Below are 21,299 nucleotides of genomic sequence, written 5' to 3'. Positions count from 1 at the left end.
CGGTGCGTTCACGGCACTCCCCCGGCACTCACGGCCTGCGAGGCGGCGAATTCCCTATAGGCGGGGCAGTCGGTCAGCAACGATCCGTGGCTGCCTGCGCCGACGATCCGGCCCTTATCCACCACGATCACCTCGTCGGCCTGGGCTGCAGATGAAATCCTTTGCGTCACAATGATTATCGTGGCAGCTGCGGCCTCTTCGCGCAGTGCGCTGCGCACCCGTGCATCGGTGTGGACGTCGAGTGCGGAGAATGCGTCGTCGAACAGGTAAATGGCGGGGCGACGAATGACCGCGCGCGCGATCGCCAATCGCTGACGCTGGCCGCCGGAAAAGTTGATGCCACCCTGTGCGACGCGCATCTGCAGCCCGTGCGGCCGTACGAAATCAGCTGCCCCCGCGATGCGTAACGCTTCCCACATCTGCTCGTCGGTGACCGGCTGCCCCGGCAGCGCGCCATACCTCAGGTTGTCGGCGACGGTGCCGGTGAACAGGTAGCCGCGCTGCGGCACCAACCCGATCGCGGACCAGAGTCGTGCGGTGTCGTAGTCGCGGACGTCGATGCTGTCGATCACGACCTTCCCGGCGGTGGCGTCGTAGAGGCGGCAGATCAGTGACACCAGCGTCGACTTTCCCGACCCGGTGCTGCCGACGATCGCGGTGGTGGTACCGGGCCGCGCGGTCAGCGAGATGTCCTGCAGCACCGGGTAATCGGCTCCCGGATAGCTGAAGGTCAGGTCCTGCAACTGCACCAGACCGGTGATCGGATGCGCCGGGAACTTCGGTTGTGGTGGACTCACGATGGCCGGCGTGGTGGACAACACTTCGGTGATGCGTTCGGCGCAGACGGCTGCCCGCGGCAACACGATCAACGTCATCGTCGCCATCAACACCGCCATCAGGATCTGGGCGAAGTACGACAGGAACGCGATCAGCGATCCCACCTGCATCTGTCCTGAATCGATGCGCAGGCCGCCGAACCAGATCAGCGCGACGCTGGACAGGTTGATGGTCAGGGTGGTCACGGGGAGCATCAGCGCCTGCCAGTTGCCCGCACCCAGGGCGGCGCTGGACAGCGCCATGTTGGCCTGAGCGAACCTGTCGCGCTCGAATTGCTCGCGGGTGAACGCCCGGACCACCCGCACGCCGGAGAGCTGGTCGCGCATCACCCTGTTGATGCCGTCGATCAGACTCTGCATGCTGCGGAACAGCGGCAGCATGTGCGAAATGATCCAGTAGTTGGCGACTGCCATCACCGGGACGCTGACCAGCAGCAGCCAGGTCAGCGCCGCCTCTTGATGGATGGCCATGAGGACGCCGCCGACGCACATGATCGGTGCGGTGACCAGCACGGTGGCGCTCGTCTGTACCAGGAACACGATCTGCCGCACATCGTTGGTGCTGCGGGTCAACAACGTCGGTGCACCGAATCGAGCCGTCTCGTGCTCGGAGAAGCGCAGCACCTGGTCGAACATTGCTGCCCGCAGATCGCGGCCGAAGCCGGTTCCGGTCCGCGAGCCGAAGTACGTGGCCCCCACCGCACAAAGCGCCTGCAGCCCGGTGACAAGAAGCATGACCACCCCGAGTCGCATGATGGTGGCCGCGTCGCCCTTGGAGACGCCGTCGTCGATGATCGCGGCGTTGACGGTGGGAAGGTACAGCGAAGCCAGTGTGCTGACTGACTGCAGCACCATCAACACCGCCACCATCGCGCGATACGGCAGGATGTACTGGCGCAGCAGTGCCAGGAGCATGGGGTAACTGTGTCACACCGGGCCGTCAGTGCTGCGCAATAACAGGCGCGGCCGGGGCGTGCACGTCGTCCCGAAATGCCTGATCAAGTGGCGTGTCGGTGGTTGACCCGTGGGGCTGCGGCTACAGTGCATCGTGTGGAGCGGCGGCAGCCTGGAGAAATGGTGGGTAGTGGTGCGGCGTAATTGGGCGGGGCCTGCCTGGCGGCGGGTCGCGGCGGTCGGGGCCTCGGTGGCCCTGCTTTCCGGAGTCGCGGGGTGCTCCGGTTCCGACGACAACAAGCCCGGCGGACCGGTTCCGTCGACGTCGGGGAGCGCCGATGGCAAGCACGGGCCGTTCTTCCCGCAGTGCGGTGGCGTCAGCGACGAGACGGTGACCCAGCTGACCAGGATCTCCGGGTTGGTCAACACCGCGAAGAACTCCGTGGGCTGCCAGTGGCTGGCCGGCGGCGGGATCTCCGGGCCCCACTTCTCCTTCTCCTGGTACCGCGGCAGCCCGATCGGACGTGAACGCAAGACCGAGGAGTTGTCGCGGGCCAGCGTCGAGGACATCAACATCAACGGTCACGGTGGATTCATCGCCGTGGGCAACGAGCCCAGCCTGGGTGACTCGCTGTGTGAGGTCGGCATCCAGTTCGCCGACGACTTCATCGAATGGTCGGTGAGCTTCAGCCAGAAGCCGTTCCCCCCGGCCTGTGACATCGCGAAGGAACTGGCCCGTCAATCGATTGCGAACTCGAAATGAGCCGGCGGATGCGAGCCCTGCTGACCGTGACTGCCGCGCTGATCACCGTGCTGATGGTGCTGACCGGGTGTACCAAGTCTGTCGACGGCAAGGCGATGAAGGCGGGAGGAGCCGGTGTCCCGCGCAACGACAACTCCGAACGGCAATATCCCAACCTCCTCAAGGAGTGCGAGGTCCTGACCACCGACATCCTCGCCAAGACGGTGGGTGCCGATCCGCTGGACATTCAGAGCACGTTCGTCGGGGCCATCTGCCGCTGGCAGGCCGCCAACCCGGCCGGCCTGATCGACATCACCCGGTTCTGGTTCGAGCAGGGCAGCCTGAACAACGAGCGCAAAGTCGCCGAGGGGCTGAAGTATCAGGTCGAGACCCGCTCCATCCAGGGCATCGACTCGATTGTGATGCGGCCCAACGATCCCAACGGGGCCTGCGGTGTCGCCAGCGACGCGGCCGGCGTCGTCGGCTGGTGGGTCAATCCGCAGGCGCCCGGCATCGATGCGTGTGGACAGGCGCTCAAGCTCATGGAGTTGACGCTGGCGACCAACGCCTAAGGGGCAGAGCTGGCTAGCACTCTCGGGGCGGGGTTTGTCCAAACCCGTCTGCTCGCCCCAATTTGGGCTATAGCATCGACTCCTCTTCGTGGTCATCGATAACCCCAAGGAGTGACGTCGATGTCGTACCTCATTACGTTGCCACCGGAATTGTCTTCTGCGGCAAAGGATCTAGCCGGCTTGGCCTCAGCAGTCGGTGCGGCTAACGGGACTGCCTCGGCAGCTACGACCGGAGTGGTGGCCGCCGCCGCCGACGAAGTGTCTACCCAGATCGCGGCGCTGTTCGCAGACCACGGTCGGGCGTATCAGGCACTGGGGGCGCAGGCTGTGGCGTTCCAGACCCACTTCGTCGACGCGTTGACAATGGCCGGAAGTGCTTATACCGGTGCTGAAGCGGCCAACACTTCGCCCTTGCAGGTGGTCCAAGACGGTGTCCTGGGCCTGGTGAATGCGCCCACTCAGGCGCTGCTTGCTCGCCCGCTGATCGGCAACGGCGCCAACGGCGCCCCGGGCTCGGGCCAAGCCGGCGGACCCGGCGGCTTGTTGTGGGGAAACGGCGGTAACGGCGGTTCCGGCGGTTCAGGCCGGGCCGGTGGTAGCGGCGGAGCCGCTGGACTGTTCGGCAACGGAGGGGTCGGCGGATTGGGCGGGCCGGGGCAACCAGGCGGAAGCGGCGGTGCCGGCGGGATGCTGTACGGCAACGGCGGAGCCGGCGGCCAGGGTGGTGCCGCGCTCGCTGCCGTCAATGGCGGTCTCCCCGGTCGCGGAGGTGACGGGGGTAGCGCAGTTTTGTTCGGTGACGGCGGGGCGGGCGGGCAGGGCGGTACCGGCCTCACCGGTGCTTCCGGTGTCAATCCCACCCCGGCCGGCACCGCAGCCACCGGCACGGGCGGGGGTACGGCGACGGCGACAACGGGCTCGATCACTGCGACTGGGGGCGGCACCGGCAGCCCCGGTGGCGGTGGTCTGACCGGCGGAACCGGCGGTGTCGGCGGTACCGCGCTCAACGGGACGGGCGTAACGCTGGCCACCGGCGGAGATGGCGGTGACGGTGGGACTGACGGCGGTGCGGGCGGATCCGGCGGCGCAGCGATGGTGCTTCCCGGCGGCACCACCGCCCACGGCGGTAACGGTGGCGATGGCGTCGTGGGCTTGTCTCCTGGCTTCGCGGGGGGTGTCGGCGGTGCCGGCGGAGCCGCGAGCAACGGAAATCTGAATATCGGCGGTGACGGCGGACAGGGTGGCGGTGGTGCCGCCGGCACGGCCGGGGGCAACGGAGGAATCGGTGGTGCCGGTGGACACGGTGGAGCAGGTGGATTCTTCGTGGGTAACGGTGGTACCGGCGGCAGCGGAGGTATCGGTGGGGCCGGCGGTGCCGGGGCCCCGGGTGGGTCCGGCGGTGGAGGTGGTGCCGGCGGCAACGCTGCCACCGCCAGTGTCAACAGCCAAGCTTTTGGGGGCGTCGGGGGTGCCGGCAACGCCGGCGGCAACGGTGGGGTGGGCGGCGTCGGCGGTGCTGGTGGCCAGGGCGGTGACGGCGGCGCCGCCGGGCGACTGTTCGGAAACGGCGGTGCCAGCGGTGACGGCGGGCTCGGTGGAGCCGGTGGGGCCGGTGGCTACGGCGGGGTCGGTGGAGCCGGTGGGGTCGGTGGAGCGGCCTCTGCACCCCCAGCAACGTCGCCCGTATTCAAAGGGGGAGACGGCGGCAGCGGTGGCGACGGCGGCGTTGGCGGCACTGGCGGCAACGGCGGCGCTGGCGGCGCCGCTGGCGCTACCGGGGGAGCCGGCGGACTGCTTGGCAGTGTGGGTAGCCGCGGTGTCGTTGGCGGCGGTGGCGTCGGCGGCCTGGGCGGAACCGGCGGAGCAGGCAGTGCGGGCGGTCAGGGTGGCACGGGGTCCGTTCAGGGTAGCGCCGGAGGCAACGGGACTGCGGGAGGCGCCGGCGCGGCAGGCCTGCCCGGCTGATCGTGCTAACGCGGCACGTGGAAGTCGACCAGCGCGGCGCTGCCGGGTTGCACGTCGGCCCACCGGCCCCGGACGTGCAGCACGGCGATTGCTGACGTCGGGTACTTCACCGAGATGCTCTCTGCCGCAGCGGTATTGCTGTTGTCGACGTCCGCAAGGATGAGCGCCAACGAGGATGTCGTCGGTTCGTGCCCGACGATCAGCAGGGCGGCGACATCGTCGTCCACCCGGTTGATCTCGTCGATCACGGCGCCCGGGGTGGCGCCGTACAGTCGCCCGAGGTAGCGGACCGGCGCGCCGATGCCGGCGCAAGACAGGGTCTCTCGGGTACGGGTGGCCGTCGAGCACAACACCGCGTCGATCGTAGGCAAGTTGGCGCGCAGCCAGTCGCCCGCCAAACCGGCCTCGCGCTGACCGCGCGGGGCCAGTGGTCGCTCATGGTCGGGTACCCCGTCGGGGTACGCCGACTTTCCATGCCGCATCAGGATCAGGGTGTGCGGTTCAGCCACCGGCTCACGGTATCCACTGCGACGTCCCGGCTGCGGTGCGGGTGCGCAAAATGCCGACCGCGGCGGCGTAGCGCCGTACCTCTGCGCGCGCCCGGGCGGAGGTGATTGCCTCCGGCGCATCTGACCAGACCCTCCGGCCGACGTCCCGGGACTTGTCGGCACCCAGCCATACACTCCCGAAGCAACGTCAATCACGCTCACGAAGGGGGTCGACGGCATGAGGTTCCTGCACACCGCCGACTGGCAACTGGGCATGACCCGTCACTTCCTTGCCGGTGATGCCCAGCCCCGCTATTCGGCGGCCCGCCGCGACGCGGTGGCCGGGTTGGCTGCGCTGGCCGCCGAGGTGGGCGCGGAGTTCGTCGTCGTGGCCGGCGACGTCTTCGAGCACAATCAACTCGCCCCGCAGGTGATCGGCCAGTCGTTGGAAGCCATGCGCGCCATCGATATTCCCGTCTACCTGCTGCCGGGCAATCACGATCCGCTGGATGCGTCGTCGGTCTACACCGGCGCACTGTTCACGGCTGAATGCCCGGACAACGTCGTGGTGCTGGACCGGGCCGGTGTGCACGAGATACGGCCCGGAGTGCAGCTGGTCGCGGCACCGTGGCGGTCGAAGTCGCCCACCACCGATCTGGTCGCCGAAGTGCTGGACGGGCTGCCCCCCGCCGATGTCACACGTGTGCTTGTCGCTCACGGTGGCGTCGACGTACTCGATCCCGACCGCGCGAAGCCATCGCTGATCCGGCTCGGCGGTGTCGAAAAAGCATTGTCGGACAACGTCATCCACTACGTCGCCCTCGGTGACAAGCATTCGCTCACCAAGGTCGGCCACAGCGGCCGGGTCTGGTATTCCGGGTCGCCGGAGGTCACCAATTACGACGACGTGGAGACCGATCCCGGGCACGTGCTGATCGTCGACATCGACGAGACTGATCCGCAACACCCGGTCACCGTCGAGGCCCGTCGCGTCGGCCGGTGGCGCTTCGTCACGCTGCGCAACCAGGTCGACACCAGCCGGTGCATCACCGATCTGGATCTGAACCTCGACCTGATGCCCGACAAGGACCGCACCGTGGTGCGCCTGGCATTGACAGGGTCGCTGACGGTCACCGACCGCGCGGCACTCGATGCCTGCCTCGACAGATACTCGCGGCTGTTCGCCTGGCTGGGACTGTGGGAACGGCATACCGAGCTGGCGGTCATACCCGCGGACGGCGAATTCGACGACCTGGGCATCGGCGGCTTCGCCGCGGCGGCGGTCGAAGAGTTGGTCGCCACGGCACGCGCGGGCGCGAACGACGCCGTCGATGCCCAGGCGGCGCTGGCGTTGTTGCTGCGCCTGGCTGATCGGGGCGCGGCATGAAGTTGCACCGGCTGGTCCTGAGCAACTACCGCGGCATTGTCCACCGGGAGATCGAATTCCCCGAGCACGGAGTCGTGGTGGTGTACGGCGCCAACGAAATCGGCAAGTCTTCGATGATCGAGGCGCTCGATCTGCTGCTGGAATCCAAGGACCGCTCGACGAAGAAAGACGTCAAGCAGGTCAAGCCGGCCCACTCCGACGCCGGTTCGGAGGTGACCGCCGAAATAAGCACTGGCCCTTATCGTTTCGTATACCGCAAACGGTTCCACAAGAAGTGCGAGACAGAGTTGACGGTGCTCTCGCCGCGCCGTGAGCAACTCACCGGTGACGAGGCGCACGAGCGCGTATGCGCGATGCTGGCCGAGACGGTCGACACCGCATTGTGGCGTGCCCAGCGGGTGCTGCAGGCCGCATCGACCGTTTCGGTTGACCTGTCGGGCTGCGATGCGTTGTCGCGCGCGCTCGACATCGCCGCGTCCCAATCCGTAGGTGACGCCGCTCTGTCAGCCACCGAGCCGCTGCTCATCGAGCGGATCGAGGCCGAATACGCACGCTATTTCACGGCGACCGGCCGCCCCACCGGGGAGTGGGCCGCTGCCCGGTCCCGCTTGGACGAGGCACAGGCCGCAGCGGCCGCGTGCGCACAGGCCATGGCCGAGGTGGACGACCGGGTGTCCCGCCACGCCGAGCTGACCCGGCAATCGGCGGAGCTGGCACAGCAGCGCGCTGCGATTCTTCCGCGTCTTGAGGCGGCGCAGTCCGCAGCCGATCGCGTCAAGGCACTCACCGATGAGGTGCGCGAAGCCGCCCTGATCGCAGCCGCGGCCACCGCATCCAGCACCGCGTCGACCGCCGCGCACGCCGGCCGCCTCGCGCTGATCGCCGAAATCGATTCTCGCGCAACAGCGATCGCCACATTAGCGGCGCAAGCCCAAGAAGCCGCGGAGCAGCAGGCGGTGGCGGCGCGAGACGCCGCAGCCTGTGACGCGGCCGCCGAAGAGGCGGCCGCGATCCTGACGGAGGCGCAAGACCGCTCCGAAGCCGCTCGGCGCACCCTCGACCGCATCGCGGAGCGGGACGAAGCCGACCGGTTGAGCGCAAGGCTGACCAGGATCGACGGAGTCGAACGCGAGCTCGACCAGATCCGGAGCGAGTTGTCCGGTATCGCGCTGACCGACGACGTGCTGCGCCGCATCGAACAGGCCGCCACATCGGTGGACCGCGCCGGTGACCAACTGGAGATGATGTCGGCGGTCGTGGAGTTCACCGCAGCCGCTGACATCGAGCTTGCCGTCGGCGATCGACGAGTCTCATTGCCGGCCGGGCACAGCTGGTCGATCACCGCCACCGCTCCCACCGACGTCGATATCGCCGGGATAGTGACGACCCGGGTCACCCCGGGTCCGAGCGCCCTCGATGTGCGCGCCAAGTACGTTGCGGCACAACAGGAGCTCGCCGCCGCACTGGAGGCCGGCGGGGTCACCGACGTCGCGGCGGCGCGTGCGGCGCACCAGCGGCAGTGTGAGCTGCATGCCAGTCGCGATCGGCTCACCGCGACCCTGACCGCATTGTGCGGTGACGAGAACGCGGTTGCCCTGCGGGACAGGTTGGCCCGGTTGCGTGCCGAGCAGCCGGCGGAGCCGGACCTGTTCGCCACCGATGTCGCCGGCGCCCGCGCCGAACGAGACGCCGCCGAGGCGGCTGTTAAGGCGGCGCAGGCGCAGTGTGAGACACGGCGTCAACTTGCCACCGCCGCCGCCCGTCGCCTGGCCGAGACAACAACTCGCGCCACGGTTCTCAGCAGTGACATCGCCACGCAGCGGGCCGAATTCGCCGCGGCCGTCACCCGGTTGGCGAGGGAGCGGACGTCGGTGAGTGACGACGCATTCGCGGTCAAGGCCGAGGCCGAGCGTCAGGCCGCGCAGGCCGCCGAGCTCCGTGTGGCCGCCCTTGACCGGGCCCTCGCCGACGCCAGACCGGATGCGATCGCCGCTGAACTCCTCGAGGCCCAGACGGTGGCCGACGCGCTGCGCGAGCGTCACGACGCCACGGCCACCGCCCTGCGTGAGATCGGCATCGAGCTCGCCGTCCTGCGCAGCGAGGGGCGAAAAGGAAGGCTCGACGCGGCGCAGACCGAACTCGAGCACGCCACCAGCCATCATGCGCGGGTCGGTAACCGCGCCCGGGCTGCGCAGCTGCTGCGGTCGGTGATGGGACGTCATCGCGACGACACCCGCAAGCGGTATGTCGAGCCGTACCGCGCCGAGCTAGAGCGGCTCGGCCGCCCGGTATTCGGTCCGACATTCGAGATCGACGTCGACAGCGACCTGCGCATCCTGAGCCGCACGCTGGGCGGCGTCACGGTGCCCTACGAGTCGCTGTCCGGCGGGGCCAAAGAACAACTCGGCATACTGGCCCGATTGGCGGGCGCGGCTCTGGTCGCCAAGGAAGACGCCGTCCCGGTTGTCGTCGACGACGCGCTCGGGTTCACCGACCCGGACCGGCTGGTGAAGATGGGTGAGGTGTTCGATGCCGTGGGCGCGCACGGCCAGGTGATTGTGCTGACGTGTAGCCCGACCAGATACGACGGCGTCACGGGTGCGCATCGCATCGATCTGAACGCATAGTGCTCGCAGCCGGCCGGGCATACACTCGGCCCATGACGGCGACCGGCCCCCGCAAGCGGGTGGGCACCTCCCACCTGTGGGGGCGCACCCCCAGCGCCCGGCTGACGCCCCAAACCAGGTATGGCCGATGGACATTCAGTGTGACTACGTAGTGATCGGCACCGGCTCTGCCGGAGCCGTCGTGATCAATCGACTCAGCGCCGATCCCGCCACTGAGGTGGTCGCCCTGGAGGCCGGACCGGGTGACACCAACCGGTTCATCGGGATCCCCGCGGCATTCTCCAAGCTGTTCCGAACCGAGGTCGACTGGGATTACCTGACCGAGCCGCAGCCCGGACTCGACGGGCGCCAGATCTATTGGCCCCGAGGCAAAGTGCTCGGCGGCTGCTCCTCGATGAACGCGATGATGTGGGTGCGTGGCTTCGGCGCCGACTACGACGAGTGGGCCAAGCGCAGTGACCCGCAGTGGTCCGCTGCAGCAGCGCTCGAGTACTACCGCCGCATCGAGGACGTCAGCGCCGCGTGGCATTTCGTCAGCGGTGACGACAGCGGGGTCACGGGCCCGCTGCACATTTCCCGCCAGCGCAGTCCCCGCGCACTGACCGCGGCCTGGCTGGCCGCCGCACGCGAATGCGGCTATGCGGCCGCGCGTCCGAATTCCGCTGCACCGGAGGGCTTTTGCGAGACGGTGGTCACCCAGCGACGGGGTGCCCGGTACAGCACCGCCGACGCCTATCTCAAGCCGGCGATGAGCCGCAAGAACCTCAGCCTACTCACCGACGCCACGGCCACCCGGATCCTCTTTGAGGGCACCAGGGCGGTGGGTGCGGAATTCCAGCGTGCCGGTCAAACCTCCGTCGTCCGCGCCCGCCGCGAAGTGGTGCTCTGCGGCGGCGCCGTCAACAGCCCACAGCTGCTCATGCTCTCGGGCATCGGTGATCGCGAACATCTTGCCGAGCACGGCATCGAGACCCTGCACCACGCCCCCGAGGTAGGTCAGAACCTGATCGACCACCTGGTGACACCGGTGGGTTTCGACGTCGAGGAAGACAGCCTGTTCGCCGCCGAGAAGCCGAAGCAGTTGATCAACTACCTGCTGCGGCGGCGCGGCATGCTCACCTCCAACGTCGGCGAAGCCTACGGATTCGTCCGCAGCGACCCCGATCTGGAGCTGCCGGATCTGGAATTGATCTTTGCCCCGGCGCCCTTCTACGACGAGGCACTTCAGCCCGCGGCCGGACACGGAGTCGTCTTCGGGCCGATCCTGGTCGCTCCCGAGAGCCGCGGACAGATCACGCTGCGGTCCGGCGATCCACACGACAAACCGGTCATCGACCCGCGCTACCTCTCCGATCCCAGAGATCGCGCCGCCATGATGGTGGGGCTGCGGATCTGCGCGGAGATCGCCCAGGCGCCGTCGCTCAGGGACGTGCTCGGGCCGGTGGTACGGCCGCGCAACTGCGCCGGACTCGACGGTCAACTCGACGACGCAACCCTCGAACTGGCCCTCAACACCTGCTCACACACGCTGTATCACCCGATGGGCACCTGCCGAATGGGCAGTGACGAAGCCAGCGTGGTCGACCCACAGCTGCGGGTTCGCGGAGTCGACGGGCTGCGGGTCGCCGACGCCTCGGTCATGCCCAGCACCATCCGGGGCCACACCCATGCCCCGTCGGTGCTGATCGGGGAAAGGGCCGCGGATCTGATCCGCAGCTGACCCAGAGGCAGCCCATGTGCGGCGCCGCCGATCTGGGCAGAATGACACACATGACGGGCTGCCGCCGATGACCATGAACGCCAAACGCCGCCGGATGCACGACAAACTGGCGAAGTTGCCGGGGGTGCGACCGGTGCGCCGGCCGGTATCGCCGGGCAGCGACGAGGAGTTCGACCTGTTCTACGTGCGCACCGGCCACAAGTCGGCGCATCCGCTGGTGATCATCCCGGGCGGTCCGGGTGTGGCATCGCTGCGGTTGTATCACGGCTTCCGTCGCCGTGCGGCCGCGGCGGGTCTCGACGTCATCATGGTCGAGCACCGCGGGTTGGGGATGTCGCGGCACGACGACGCGGGTGCCGACCTGCCGCCGCAGGCCTTGACCGTCGATCAGGTGGTCGACGACGTGGCCGCGGTGCTCGACGATGCGCACGTGGACTCGGCGGTCATCTACGGCTCCTCCTACGGCAGCTACCTCGCCGCCGGTGTGGGGGTGCGCCATCCGGGCCGGGTGCACGCGATGATCCTGGATTCGCCGGTGCTGTCCGCCCACGACATCGTGGCCGTGCGCGAGGCGATCCGAGCCGTACTGCTGCGCGGTGACAGCCCCGAGACGCAGTCGCTGGCCCCCAAGGTTCGCCGTCTCGTCGATGCAGGGGTGCTGACCCCCTCGGCGGGGCAGGTCGCTGCCACGGTGTACGGCTATGGCGGGGCACCGATGCTCAACCACCAACTGGACCTGTTGCTCACCGGACGAAAGATGTTGTGGCGGGCGCTGGTCCGCTTCACCACCATGGGTGTCAGCCGCAAGGTGCCCTACCGCTACGAATCCGACCTGGTGAGCCGGATCGCCTTCCGCGAACTCAATTACGCCGCCGAACCCGACGGTCTGCCGCTCGACCCGGCGGTGGCGGTGCGTGAAACCATGGAAATGACGGCCGATTTCGAGGCCGAACCGTACGACTTGGCGGCCGAGATGCCGAAATTCAACTGGCCGACGGTGGTGATCGGCGGCGGCCGCGACCTCGTCACCCCGCCGGCGGTGGCCGAGCGCGTGGCGGCCCTGCTGCCGCAGGCCGTCCTGCTTCGGCTGCCCACGATGGCGCACAGCGCGCTGGACTTTCGGGAGCCCGCGGCCCTGGCGATCGCCGCCGCCGTCTGCCGCGGCGAATTCGAGGGCCTGGCCGCGCGGGCGCGGGAACTGGACGTACTGCCCGCGCGGTTGCCGATGCGCCTGCTGTGGAAGGCGATCGACGTGGCGGCCACCGTGGAAGCGGCCGTACCGCCGCTGCTGCACCGCCTCAGCGCATGAACCCGATCGCGGTGTAGTCCAGGTCCGCCAACCCCCGGGCACCGAAATTCGCCAGCTTGCTGCGCACCGCCACCGGTCCGGGAGACTGGATCAGCGGCAGGCTGAATCCTTCGGTCCAGATGAGCCGGTCGACGTCGTTGGCCAGCGCCCGGGCTTTGCCGGGATCGAGCTCGCTGAGGGTTCGCTCGATCGCGTCGTCGATCTCGGGGCTGCCGATCTTGCCGAAGTTGCTGTCCCCGTCCGATGCGTAGATCTGGGTGAGACCGGACAACGGGAACGCGTCGCCCACCCAGCCGAACAACGCGATGTCGAACGCCCCGACGTTGACGTAGTCCCGGAAAAAGCCACTGCCCGAACGTGATTGCAGATCCAGCTTCACGCCGATCTCGGCGAGGCTGTGCTGGGCGATCTGCGTGACGGCCTTGGTGCTCTGCGCGTCGTAGAAGAGCATCCGCACCACGAGCTGTCGGCCGTTCTTCTCGCGGAAGCCGGTCCCGGAATTGAGTTTCCAGCCCATGGCGTCGAGATCGCGTCGAGCCCGCTCCGGGTCGTACGGGATGCTGTTGTCTCGGTAGCCCTCCTGCCCGGCCACGAAGATGTGGTTGTTCAACGGCACCGGATCACCGGTGAGGCCGTGCAGCGCGACCTCGGCGATGGTGCGCCGGTCGATGCCTTCGCTGACCGCCAGCCGCAGTGACTGGTCGGACAGGATCGAGCCGTTGGCGCCGTTCATGGTGAAGTGCGTCCACACCGGCGCCGGCGCTTGCCGGATCGAGATGCCCTTGGTGCGTTCGGCGATGATGAGCTGGTCGAGCGAGGCGACCCCGGTGGCGTCGATCGTGTTGTTCTGCAGGGCCGGCAACCGGGCCGGATCATCGAGCACCAGGTAGGTGATGGAGTCCAGGCGCGGCCGGGTGCCCCACCACCTGGGGTTGCGGGTCAACACGATTCGCTGTTTGGCCCGGTCCAGCGTGCTGATGATGAAGGGGCCTGCGGACAGACCCGGCGCATCCAGCCAGCCCTTGTTGAACGCCTCGGGTGTGGCGGTCACACTTTCGGGCAGCAGCATGCCGTTGCCGGCGAACATGCCGCGCCACTCGGCGTACGGCTTGGCGAAGGTCATGACGGCCTGCCGGTCGTCGATCCCGCGGGTCACCGACGCCACACGGTCGGCGCCGTTGGTGGTGGCGATCTCGTAGGCGCTGTCGGTGCCCGTGGTGGCGTGGATTTGACTGGCGATGTCGCGCCACGTGATGGGACTGCCGTCGGACCAGACCGCTTTGGGATTGATGGTGTAAGTGATCACCTGAGGGTTCGTGCCGGTGAGCTCCACGCTGGTGAAGTAGTTGGTGTTGACGGTCGCCGAGCCGTCTGCGCCGATGGTGAAGGCGCTGGGCAGCGTCGCCTTCAGCATCCCGGCGACCTCCGACGAGTTCCCGTCGATATGCAGGATGTTGAAGTTGGGCGGAAAGTCGATGAGGGCGAGCCGCAGATTGCCGCCCTCGAGCAGCGTCTGGGGATTCTGTGGGTTCATGTCGCTCGCGGTCCCGACCGTCCCGCGACCGGCGGGCGTCAGCTGCCCGCCCGTCGAGCACCCGCACAACACCAACGCCGCGGCGAGTATGGCCGCCGCCGCACGGCCCACCCGGCTATGCATCGCCCGGCTCCGGTTGCGGCACCGCGCTCAGCAGCCGGCGGGTGTACTCGTGCTGTGGACTGTCGAACACCTGCCGGCTGTCGCCCTGCTCCACCACGGCGCCGCGGAACATCACCACCACATCGTGAGCGAGATGTTTCACGACCGAAAGGTCATGAGAAACAAAAAGATACGACAATTTGAAGCGGTCCTGCAGGTCGAGCAGCAGATTGATGATGCCGGCCTGGATGGAGACGTCGAGAGCGGACACCGGTTCGTCGAGGGCGAGGATCTTGGGCTGCAAGGCCAGCGCCCGCGCAATACCGATGCGTTGCTTCTGTCCGCCGGAGAACTCGGCAGGGTATCGGTTGGCGTCGGCGCGGCGCAGGCCCACAATGCTCAGCAGCTCGGCCACCCGGGCATTGGTGTCGCCTTTGCTGAACCCGTTGGCCCGCAACGGTTCAGCGAGCAGCTCCGAGACGGGCAGCCGCGGATCCAGCGATGCGACCGGATCCTGGAACACCGCCTGGATGTCGCGTCGCAGTGACCGGCGGCCCGCCGGGCGAAGGGTGCTGACGTCGGTGCCGAGGACTTCAATCGAACCGGACTGCGGCGTCGCCAGTTCCAGTATCTGGTTCAACGTCGTGGACTTGCCGGAGCCGGACTCGCCGACGATGCCCAGCGTCCGACCCTGGTGCAGGGTGAAGCTGACGCCGTCGACAGCGCGGACTTCACCGACGGTACGGCGCAGCAGCACGCCCTTGGTCAGTGCATACGTCTTGACCAGGTCGCGCACCCGGACGACCACCGTCGAATCCTCGGTTGTCGCGGCAGCCTTTTGGGTGTCGACGCCGTAGATTTCGGCGGCACTGCGCCCGGCCGCCTGGTCGGTGCGGATGCAGGCGGCCCGGTGCTCGGCGCCCACCTCGATCAATTCGGGCTCCGCGCTTGTGCATTCGTCGATGGCCAGCGGGCAGCGCGGCGCGAAGGGGCATCCCGGCTCCAGACCTACCAGCGACGGGGGAGCGCCCGGAATGGGCACCAGCCGGGTGCCCTGCGGGGCGTCCAGTCGCGGCACCGAACCCAACAGTCCGATGGTGTAGGGCATCTGGCGATCTCGGTAGAGATCGCTCACCCCGGCCGACTCGACCACCCGTCCGGCGTACATCACCAGCGCCCGGTCGGCGAACTCTGCGACCACACCGAGGTCGTGGGTGATGATCAGCACGCCGGCGCCGGTGACGTCGCGTGCCTTCTTGAGCACCTCGAGAATCTGCGCCTGCACGGTGACGTCCAGCGCGGTGGTCGGTTCGTCGCAGATCAGCAGGTCCGGGTCGTTGGCGATCGCCATCGCGATCACCACGCGTTGGCGCTCCCCGCCGGACAGTTCATGCGGAAAGGCCCGGGCCCGCTGGCCGGGCTGCGAAATGCCCACTAGCTCAAGCAATTCCACGGCGCGCTCGCGGGCGGCCTGCTTACCGACGTCGTGCTGGTGCACCCGGATCGCCTCGGCGATCTGATTGCCGACGGGGTAAACCGGCGTCAGCGCCGACATGGGGTCCTGAAACACCATGCCGATCGACTTGCCACGAAACCGGGACATGCCGTCGTCGGCAAGCCCCAGTAGTTCGGTGCCCTGCAGCAGCACCGAGCCGCTGACGGTGGCGTACTCCGGGAGCAGGCCGACCACCGCCATCGCGGCCGCGGACTTGCCAGAACCCGACTCGCCGACCATCGCCACCACTTCACCCGGGTCGACGTGGTAGCTGATGCCGCGGACAGCCGTCACCGGGGCGGCGTCGGTGGGGAAAGTGACCGCGAGGTCGGTCACGTCCAGCAGCGGACTCATTGCGCACCCCGTCGCAACGTCCGGGCGCCGGGATCCAGCGCGTCGCGCAGGCCGTCGCCGGTCAGGTTGGCGCACAACACGATCAGCACCAAAACCCCGGCCGGAACCAGGAACACCCAGGGAAAGGTGGTAGCGGCCTGGGTGCCGTCGGCGATCAGGGTGCCCAGTGACACGTCGGGGGGCTGCACGCCGAAACCCAGGAAGCTCAACCCGGTTTCGGCCAGGATGGCGAACCCGACGTTGAGGGTGGCGTCGATGATCAGGATGGATGCCACGTTGGGCAGTACGTGGCCGACGATGATCTTGCGGCTCGAGACGCCCATGTACCGCGCGGCGCGGATGAAATCGTGCTCGCGCAGGCTCATCGTCAAACCGCGCACCATGCGGGAGCTGACCATCCAACTGAAGGCGGCCAGCAGCAGCACCAGCGACATGATGTTGGCCGAATTCCTGGTTCGCGGCGACACGATGGCGATCAGAATGAAGCTGGGCACCACCAGCATCAGGTCGACCACGAACATCAGCACCCCGTCGCGCCAGTCCTTGAAGTAGCCCGCGATGGATCCGACGGTGGCCGCTATGCCGGTGGAGATCACCGCGACGCACACACCGATCAGCATCGATTTCTGCATGCCGCGCAGGGTCTGAGCCAACATGTCCTGGCCGATTGCGTTGGTGCCCAACCAGTGGCGGGTGTTGGGTGGCTGCAGCAGCGCGCCGAAATCGAGGTCGCGGTAGGAGTAGGGCAGCAGCGGCGGCAGCGCATAGCATCCGATGAAGAGCAGCACGAGCAGTGCCAGAGCCACCACCGCCGGGCGGTTACGCAGAAACCGGCGCAGCACCAGCGTGCGGCGGGAAGTGAATTCAGTGGGCTCGACCGCTGTCACGACACACGCACCCGCGGATCCAGTGCTGCATAGAGGATGTCGGACAGGAGTCCGGCCAGCAGTGTGACGGCGGCCGAGAACAGCGTGATCGCCGCCACGATGTTGGTGTCCTGCGTGGCGATTCCGCGGATCGTCCATTCGCCCATGCCGTGCCAGCCGAAGATCTTCTCGACGAACACCGCGCCGCCCACCAGCCCGGCCACGCTGTAGGCGAACAGCGTCGCCATGGGGATCAGCGCGGTACGCAAGCCGTGTTTCACCAGTGCGCGGCGGCGGGTCAGGCCCTTGGCGCGGGCCGTGCGGATGAAGTCCTGTCCCAGGACGTCGAGCATCGCGTTGCGTTGGTAGCGGCTGTAGCCCGCGGCGGCACTGAGCGTGAGAGTGAGTGTGGGCAGTATCAGATGCTTCAACCGGTCGCCGACCGCCGCCCAGCTTCCTTCGATCACGCCTGGTGAGGTCTCGCCGGTGTAGTCGAAGAGCTGGAAGCCCAGCGCCCAGTTGGTTCGCAGCGCCCCCATGATCAACAGGTTGGCGATGACGAAGGTCGGCGTGCTCAGGATGAGCAACGCGGTAACGGTGACGACGCGGTCGCTGAAACGGTATTGCCGGATGGCGCCCCACGCCCCGAGTGTCACCCCGAGCAGCGTGCCCAGTACGGAGCCGATGAGCAGCAGTCGCAGGGTGACGCCGATGCGACGGCCCAACTCGATCCCTACGGGTTGGCCGGTGACCGTCTTGCCGAAGTCGCCGTGCACGGCGTGCGAGACCCAGTTGGCGTAGCGGATCGGGATGGGCCGGTCCAGGCCGAGGTCGTGCGCCTTGGCGTCGATCACCGCTTTGGGTGGCCGCGGACTGCGTTGCATCAGGCTTTCCAGCGGCGAGAACGCCACCGAGGTGAGGCAGTAAGTCAGAAACGACGCCAGCGCCAGCAGCACGAAGTACTTGGCCAACCTGCGCAATAGAAAACGCGTCACGCCGTACCGCCTTGCCGCATTGGGACAGGGTAGCGAGCGGGCGGCTGTGGGTGGGTAGTCGAGCCCTCAGCCAGGGCGCGGGTATCGCGATCAAGAGCATGGGCAGGGCGAATCGTGCGACCCAGTACCTTCGCTGATCAGCGCATTTCACAATCGACAAACGATTGCCGAATACCTGCCGGTCACTATCGGCATAGTCAGCCGAACGCTCCCAGGAGTCCCGTGGGGGCGTGCCGCCAGCGTTCATAGATCGCAGGGGAGGACGAGAAAATGTCGTTCGTCATCACGGTGCCGGAAGTGCTGGAGGCTGCGGCTGCGGATCTACGGGCCATCGGGTCTGTGATCGGCGCGGCCAATGCCGTGGCCGCAGCGCCGACGACGGCGCTGGCGGCGGCGGGTGCCGATGAGGTGTCGGTGGCGCTCGCCGCATTGTTCGGGGCGCACGCCCAGCAATATCAATCGGTCAGCGCTCAACTATCGGCATTCCACGACCAGTTTGTGCACAATCTGCAGTCCACTGTCGGCGCATATTCGAACGCCGAGGCTGAAAATGTGGTTGCTGCCGCGCAGCAACAGCTCGTCAATGCAGTCAATGGGCCGTCGCAAGCGCTCACCGGGCGGTCGTTGATCGGCGACGGTACTCACGGGACGGCGCCGGGGCAGTCCGGTAGCAACGGCGGTTGGCTATGGGGCAACGGCGGCAATGGCGCGGCTGGTGGGCCGGGACAGGCCGGTGGGCGTGGCGGCGATGCCGGGCTGTTCGGCAATGGAGGCCGGGGCGGGTACGGCGGGGATGCCATCGCCGCTGGCGGCACAGGCGGGGCCGGCGGTGCCGGCGGTGACGGTGGGCTGTTGTGGGGCAATGGCGGTGCGGGCGGGACGGGCGGGGCCGCTAGCCCGGTTGCCCTGCCCGACCCGAGCGGCGCCTCTGCTACCGCCGGCATCGGTGGAGCAGGCGGAGCCGGTGGTAATGCCGGGCTGTTGTTCGGGCACGGCGGCACCGGCGGTAGCGGGGGTGCCGGGGGACAGGGTGCTGGCACGGTCGGTGGTTACGGCGGCGCCGGCGGTGAAGGAGGCGCCGGCGGTAGGGCCGCACAGTTATTTGGCGACGGCGGCACCGGCGGCGATGGCGGATTGGGCGGGGTGGGCACCGACACCACTGCCAAAGGCACCGGGTACCGGGGAGGCGTTGGTGGTGCCGGTGGAGACGGCGGTGGCGCCGGGTGGTTCGGCAACGGCGGTGCCGGCGGAAGCGGGGGTGACGGGGGGACAACCCTTCCGGGCGGCTACACGTGGGGAGGCAACGGCGGGGCGGGTGGCCGCGGCGGCCAGGCCGGCCTGCTGTTCGGCAACGCTGGTGACGGCGGGTTGGGTGGTTCGGGCGCTGCGGGCGGACCCGGCACCGATCTTGTTCTCCACGGCCGCGGCGGGTCCGGTGGGGACGGCGGCAATGCAGGGCTGTTCGGCAACGGCGGAGCCGGGGGCCACGGCGGAGCCGGTGAGAACAGCTCGACACGGTCCAGCTCGAGCGGCAACGGTGGTACGGGTGGCAAGGGCGGCGCGGGCGGACAGTGGTACGGCAATGGTGGAGCCGGCGGAAACGGCGGGTTCGGCGGGGCCACCGGCATGCCGGGCCTGCCTAACTCTGGTGGCCACGGTGGCGCAGGTGGTAACGCCTATCTGATCGGTCACGGCGGCCACGGGGGCAACGGCGGAAATACCGGAGTCGTCGGCCCGGGCGGAAACGGCGGGTACGGCGGCCAGGGCGGCATGTTGTTCGGCAACGGCGGCGCCGGAGGGGCCGGCGGATCCAGCCGCAGCTCGGTGATTTTCGGTAACGGCGGCAACGGCGGGGCTGCCGGCATGATTGGCGATGGCGGTGCCGGTGGTATGGGCGGGGCGAATGCGTCGAGGATCGGAGCCGGCAATGGTGGCGACGGGGGGGCGGGCGGTTCCCTGTTCGGCAACGGTGGCGACGGCGGTGCCGGCGGTACCGCGTCGCGAGGTGGTGCCGGTGTCGGTGGTGACGGAGGTGACGCCCCATTGATCGGCGACGGCGGTAACGGCGGGGCGGGTTCCGGTGGCGCGCCCGGCGGCGCCGGCGGCGCCGGTGGGCTGTTGTCCGGCAATCCCGGGTCGACTGGGGCGCAGTAGAACATCATCCAACCACCTATTGGTGGTGAACTGCGTACTCCATCAACGAAAGTATCCCGAAGAGACAGCGGTCGTCTCCTGCGGGGCGACCGCGGGCTGTTCGGACGCGGGCGGATGGTGGCCCAGGTCTGGTAGCGTTTTCTTCATTCAAATCCGGCTGATCCGCACCCGTGAGATCCGGCCAGCTGATTGTTAAGCTCCTCCGCGGCATTGATCTGGACAGCAAATTCCATACCGTGATATTCGAGGAGACTTGCGTGACGGTTACCGACGATTACCTGGCCAACAACGCCGACTACGCCGGCGCCTTCCAGGGGCCGCTGCCGCTGCCGCCGAGTAAACACGTCGCGGTGCTGGCGTGCATGGATGCCCGCATCGATGTGTACCGCGTGCTCGGTATCAACGAGGGGGAGTCGCACGTCATCCGCAATGCCGGCGGCGTCGCCACCGACGACGCCATCCGCTCGCTGGCAATCTCCCAGCGGCTGCTGGGAACCAAGGAGATCATCCTGATCCACCACACCGACTGCGGGATGCTCACCTTCACCGACGACGACTTCAAGCGCAGCATCCAGGAGGAGACCGGCGTCAAGCCGCCGTGGGCGGCCGAGGCGTTCCCGGACATCGCCGAAGACGTCCGTCAGTCGCTGCGGCGGATCGAGAACAGCCCGTTCGTCACCAAGCACGAGTCGCTGCGGGGATTCATCTTCGACGTCGCGACCGGGAAGCTCGAAGAGGTCACCCTCTAACGGTTCGGGCGCCAGCCGGGCGAGCCATCGCACGGCCGGGTCAGCCCACCTTGTAGACCGCCAGCGCCTTGGCCACCAAGGTCCCGTCGGGATCGACGATGTCGGCCTCGCAGTTGACCAGCGACCGTCCGCGCCGCAGCGCCCGCCCCACCGCGATGACATCGGTGGCCCTGGCCGGTGCCATGAAGTCCAGCGTCAGCGACACGGTCACGCCGCGCAGCTGAGGCGGCGCCTCCCGGCCGCTCCACGCCGCCGCCATGACCGCCAGATCGGCCAGGGTGGCTATCGCGCCGCCGTGGACCATGTCGGCCACGGTGGCGTTCGTCGGGTCCCAGGGCAGCCGCAGCCGGACCTCGTCCTCGCCCAGATGGTCGATGACGATGCCGAGCTTGGCGGCGAAGGGGGACTGCGGCAGAAAGGCCGCGATGACGTCGCGGCCGGAGGCGGGTTCGGCAGACATCCGCCCATGGTTGCGCACTTGGCGCGAGCAGACGCAAACTCCCGCAGTTT

General features: G+C 68.2%; 16 protein-coding genes. 9 read left to right on the top strand and 7 right to left on the bottom strand.

Features of this window, described 5'->3' with window-relative positions:
- Positions 1-8: 8 nt before the first annotated feature.
- Positions 9-1,751, bottom strand: a complete 1,743-nt coding sequence (locus AC5Y7D_RS26990; RefSeq protein WP_499928886.1) for an ABC transporter ATP-binding protein — start codon at positions 1,749-1,751, stop codon at positions 9-11.
- 172 nt (positions 1,752-1,923) lie between these two features.
- Between AC5Y7D_RS26990 and AC5Y7D_RS26985 the strand changes: the two genes are divergently transcribed.
- From AC5Y7D_RS26985 to AC5Y7D_RS26975, 3 genes are all read left to right on the top strand, one after another.
- On the top strand, positions 1,924-2,493 hold the full coding sequence (locus AC5Y7D_RS26985; protein WP_499928905.1) for a DUF3558 domain-containing protein: 570 nt from the start codon (positions 1,924-1,926) through the stop codon (positions 2,491-2,493).
- A gap of 8 nt (positions 2,494-2,501) precedes the next feature.
- Positions 2,502-3,044: a DUF3558 domain-containing protein gene (locus AC5Y7D_RS26980; RefSeq protein WP_499928884.1), complete on the top strand. Its 543-nt coding sequence runs from the start codon at positions 2,502-2,504 to the stop codon at positions 3,042-3,044.
- 120 nt (positions 3,045-3,164) lie between these two features.
- Positions 3,165-5,009: a PE family protein gene (locus tag AC5Y7D_RS26975; RefSeq protein ID WP_499928882.1), complete on the top strand. Its 1,845-nt coding sequence runs from the start codon at positions 3,165-3,167 to the stop codon at positions 5,007-5,009.
- Positions 5,010-5,014: 5 nt separating this feature from the next.
- On the opposite strand, the gene AC5Y7D_RS26970 is transcribed toward AC5Y7D_RS26975, so the two are convergent.
- Entirely contained in the window at positions 5,015-5,491 is a 477-nt protein-coding gene (locus AC5Y7D_RS26970) for a SixA phosphatase family protein (protein WP_499928904.1), read from the bottom strand.
- Between the two features lie 244 nt (positions 5,492-5,735).
- Between AC5Y7D_RS26970 and AC5Y7D_RS26965 the strand changes: the two genes are divergently transcribed.
- The 4 genes from AC5Y7D_RS26965 to AC5Y7D_RS26950 all read left to right on the top strand — a co-directional run bounded on the left by AC5Y7D_RS26965 (position 5,736) and on the right by AC5Y7D_RS26950 (position 12,540).
- Positions 5,736-6,884: a metallophosphoesterase family protein gene (locus AC5Y7D_RS26965; RefSeq protein WP_499928880.1), complete on the top strand. Its 1,149-nt coding sequence runs from the start codon at positions 5,736-5,738 to the stop codon at positions 6,882-6,884.
- Positions 6,881-9,511, top strand: coding sequence for an AAA family ATPase (locus AC5Y7D_RS26960; protein WP_499928878.1), 2,631 nt, complete (start codon positions 6,881-6,883; stop codon positions 9,509-9,511). Before AC5Y7D_RS26965 ends, AC5Y7D_RS26960 begins: the two co-directional genes overlap by 4 nt.
- A 127-nt stretch (positions 9,512-9,638) precedes the next feature.
- Entirely contained in the window at positions 9,639-11,231 is a 1,593-nt protein-coding gene (locus tag AC5Y7D_RS26955) for a GMC family oxidoreductase (RefSeq protein WP_499928876.1), read from the top strand.
- A 67-nt stretch (positions 11,232-11,298) separates the two neighbouring features.
- Positions 11,299-12,540 carry an alpha/beta hydrolase gene (locus AC5Y7D_RS26950; protein ID WP_499928874.1) on the top strand — a complete coding sequence of 414 codons (1,242 nt, stop codon included), beginning with the start codon at positions 11,299-11,301 and terminating at the stop codon, positions 12,538-12,540.
- On the opposite strand, the gene AC5Y7D_RS26945 is transcribed toward AC5Y7D_RS26950, so the two are convergent.
- Genes AC5Y7D_RS26945 through AC5Y7D_RS26930 form a run of 4 tightly spaced genes read right to left on the bottom strand, consistent with a single transcriptional unit; the run spans position 12,530 to position 17,886 of the window.
- Positions 12,530-14,197, bottom strand: a complete 1,668-nt coding sequence (locus AC5Y7D_RS26945; RefSeq protein ID WP_499928872.1) for an ABC transporter family substrate-binding protein — start codon at positions 14,195-14,197, stop codon at positions 12,530-12,532. The genes AC5Y7D_RS26950 and AC5Y7D_RS26945 overlap by 11 nt on opposite strands.
- Positions 14,190-16,025: a dipeptide ABC transporter ATP-binding protein gene (locus AC5Y7D_RS26940; protein ID WP_499928870.1), complete on the bottom strand. Its 1,836-nt coding sequence runs from the start codon at positions 16,023-16,025 to the stop codon at positions 14,190-14,192. Before AC5Y7D_RS26940 ends, AC5Y7D_RS26945 begins: the two co-directional genes overlap by 8 nt.
- Positions 16,022-16,912 (bottom strand): ABC transporter permease, encoded by an 891-nt coding sequence (locus tag AC5Y7D_RS26935; protein WP_499928868.1) that lies wholly within the window; start codon positions 16,910-16,912, stop codon positions 16,022-16,024. The genes AC5Y7D_RS26940 and AC5Y7D_RS26935 overlap by 4 nt, the downstream gene beginning before the upstream one ends.
- A complete protein-coding gene (locus AC5Y7D_RS26930; protein WP_499928866.1) occupies positions 16,909-17,886 on the bottom strand; it encodes an ABC transporter permease in 978 nt (325 codons plus the stop codon). Before AC5Y7D_RS26930 ends, AC5Y7D_RS26935 begins: the two co-directional genes overlap by 4 nt.
- Before the next feature lie 270 nt (positions 17,887-18,156).
- On the opposite strand from AC5Y7D_RS26930, the gene AC5Y7D_RS26925 reads away from it, so the two are divergent.
- On the top strand, positions 18,157-20,040 hold the full coding sequence (locus AC5Y7D_RS26925) for a PE family protein (RefSeq protein ID WP_499928864.1): 1,884 nt from the start codon (positions 18,157-18,159) through the stop codon (positions 20,038-20,040).
- A gap of 257 nt (positions 20,041-20,297) precedes the next feature.
- Positions 20,298-20,789, top strand: coding sequence for a beta-class carbonic anhydrase (locus AC5Y7D_RS26920; RefSeq protein ID WP_499928861.1), 492 nt, complete (start codon positions 20,298-20,300; stop codon positions 20,787-20,789).
- Positions 20,790-20,829: 40 nt separating this feature from the next.
- Here the strand turns inward: AC5Y7D_RS26920 and AC5Y7D_RS26915 are convergent, their stop codons facing one another.
- Positions 20,830-21,249: a PaaI family thioesterase gene (locus AC5Y7D_RS26915; protein WP_499928859.1), complete on the bottom strand. Its 420-nt coding sequence runs from the start codon at positions 21,247-21,249 to the stop codon at positions 20,830-20,832.
- Positions 21,250-21,299: the final 50 nt, after the last annotated feature.

It is taken from the genome of Mycobacterium sp. NGS49, assembly GCF_059812565.1.
This window is presented reverse-complemented; position numbering and strand designations above follow the sequence as displayed.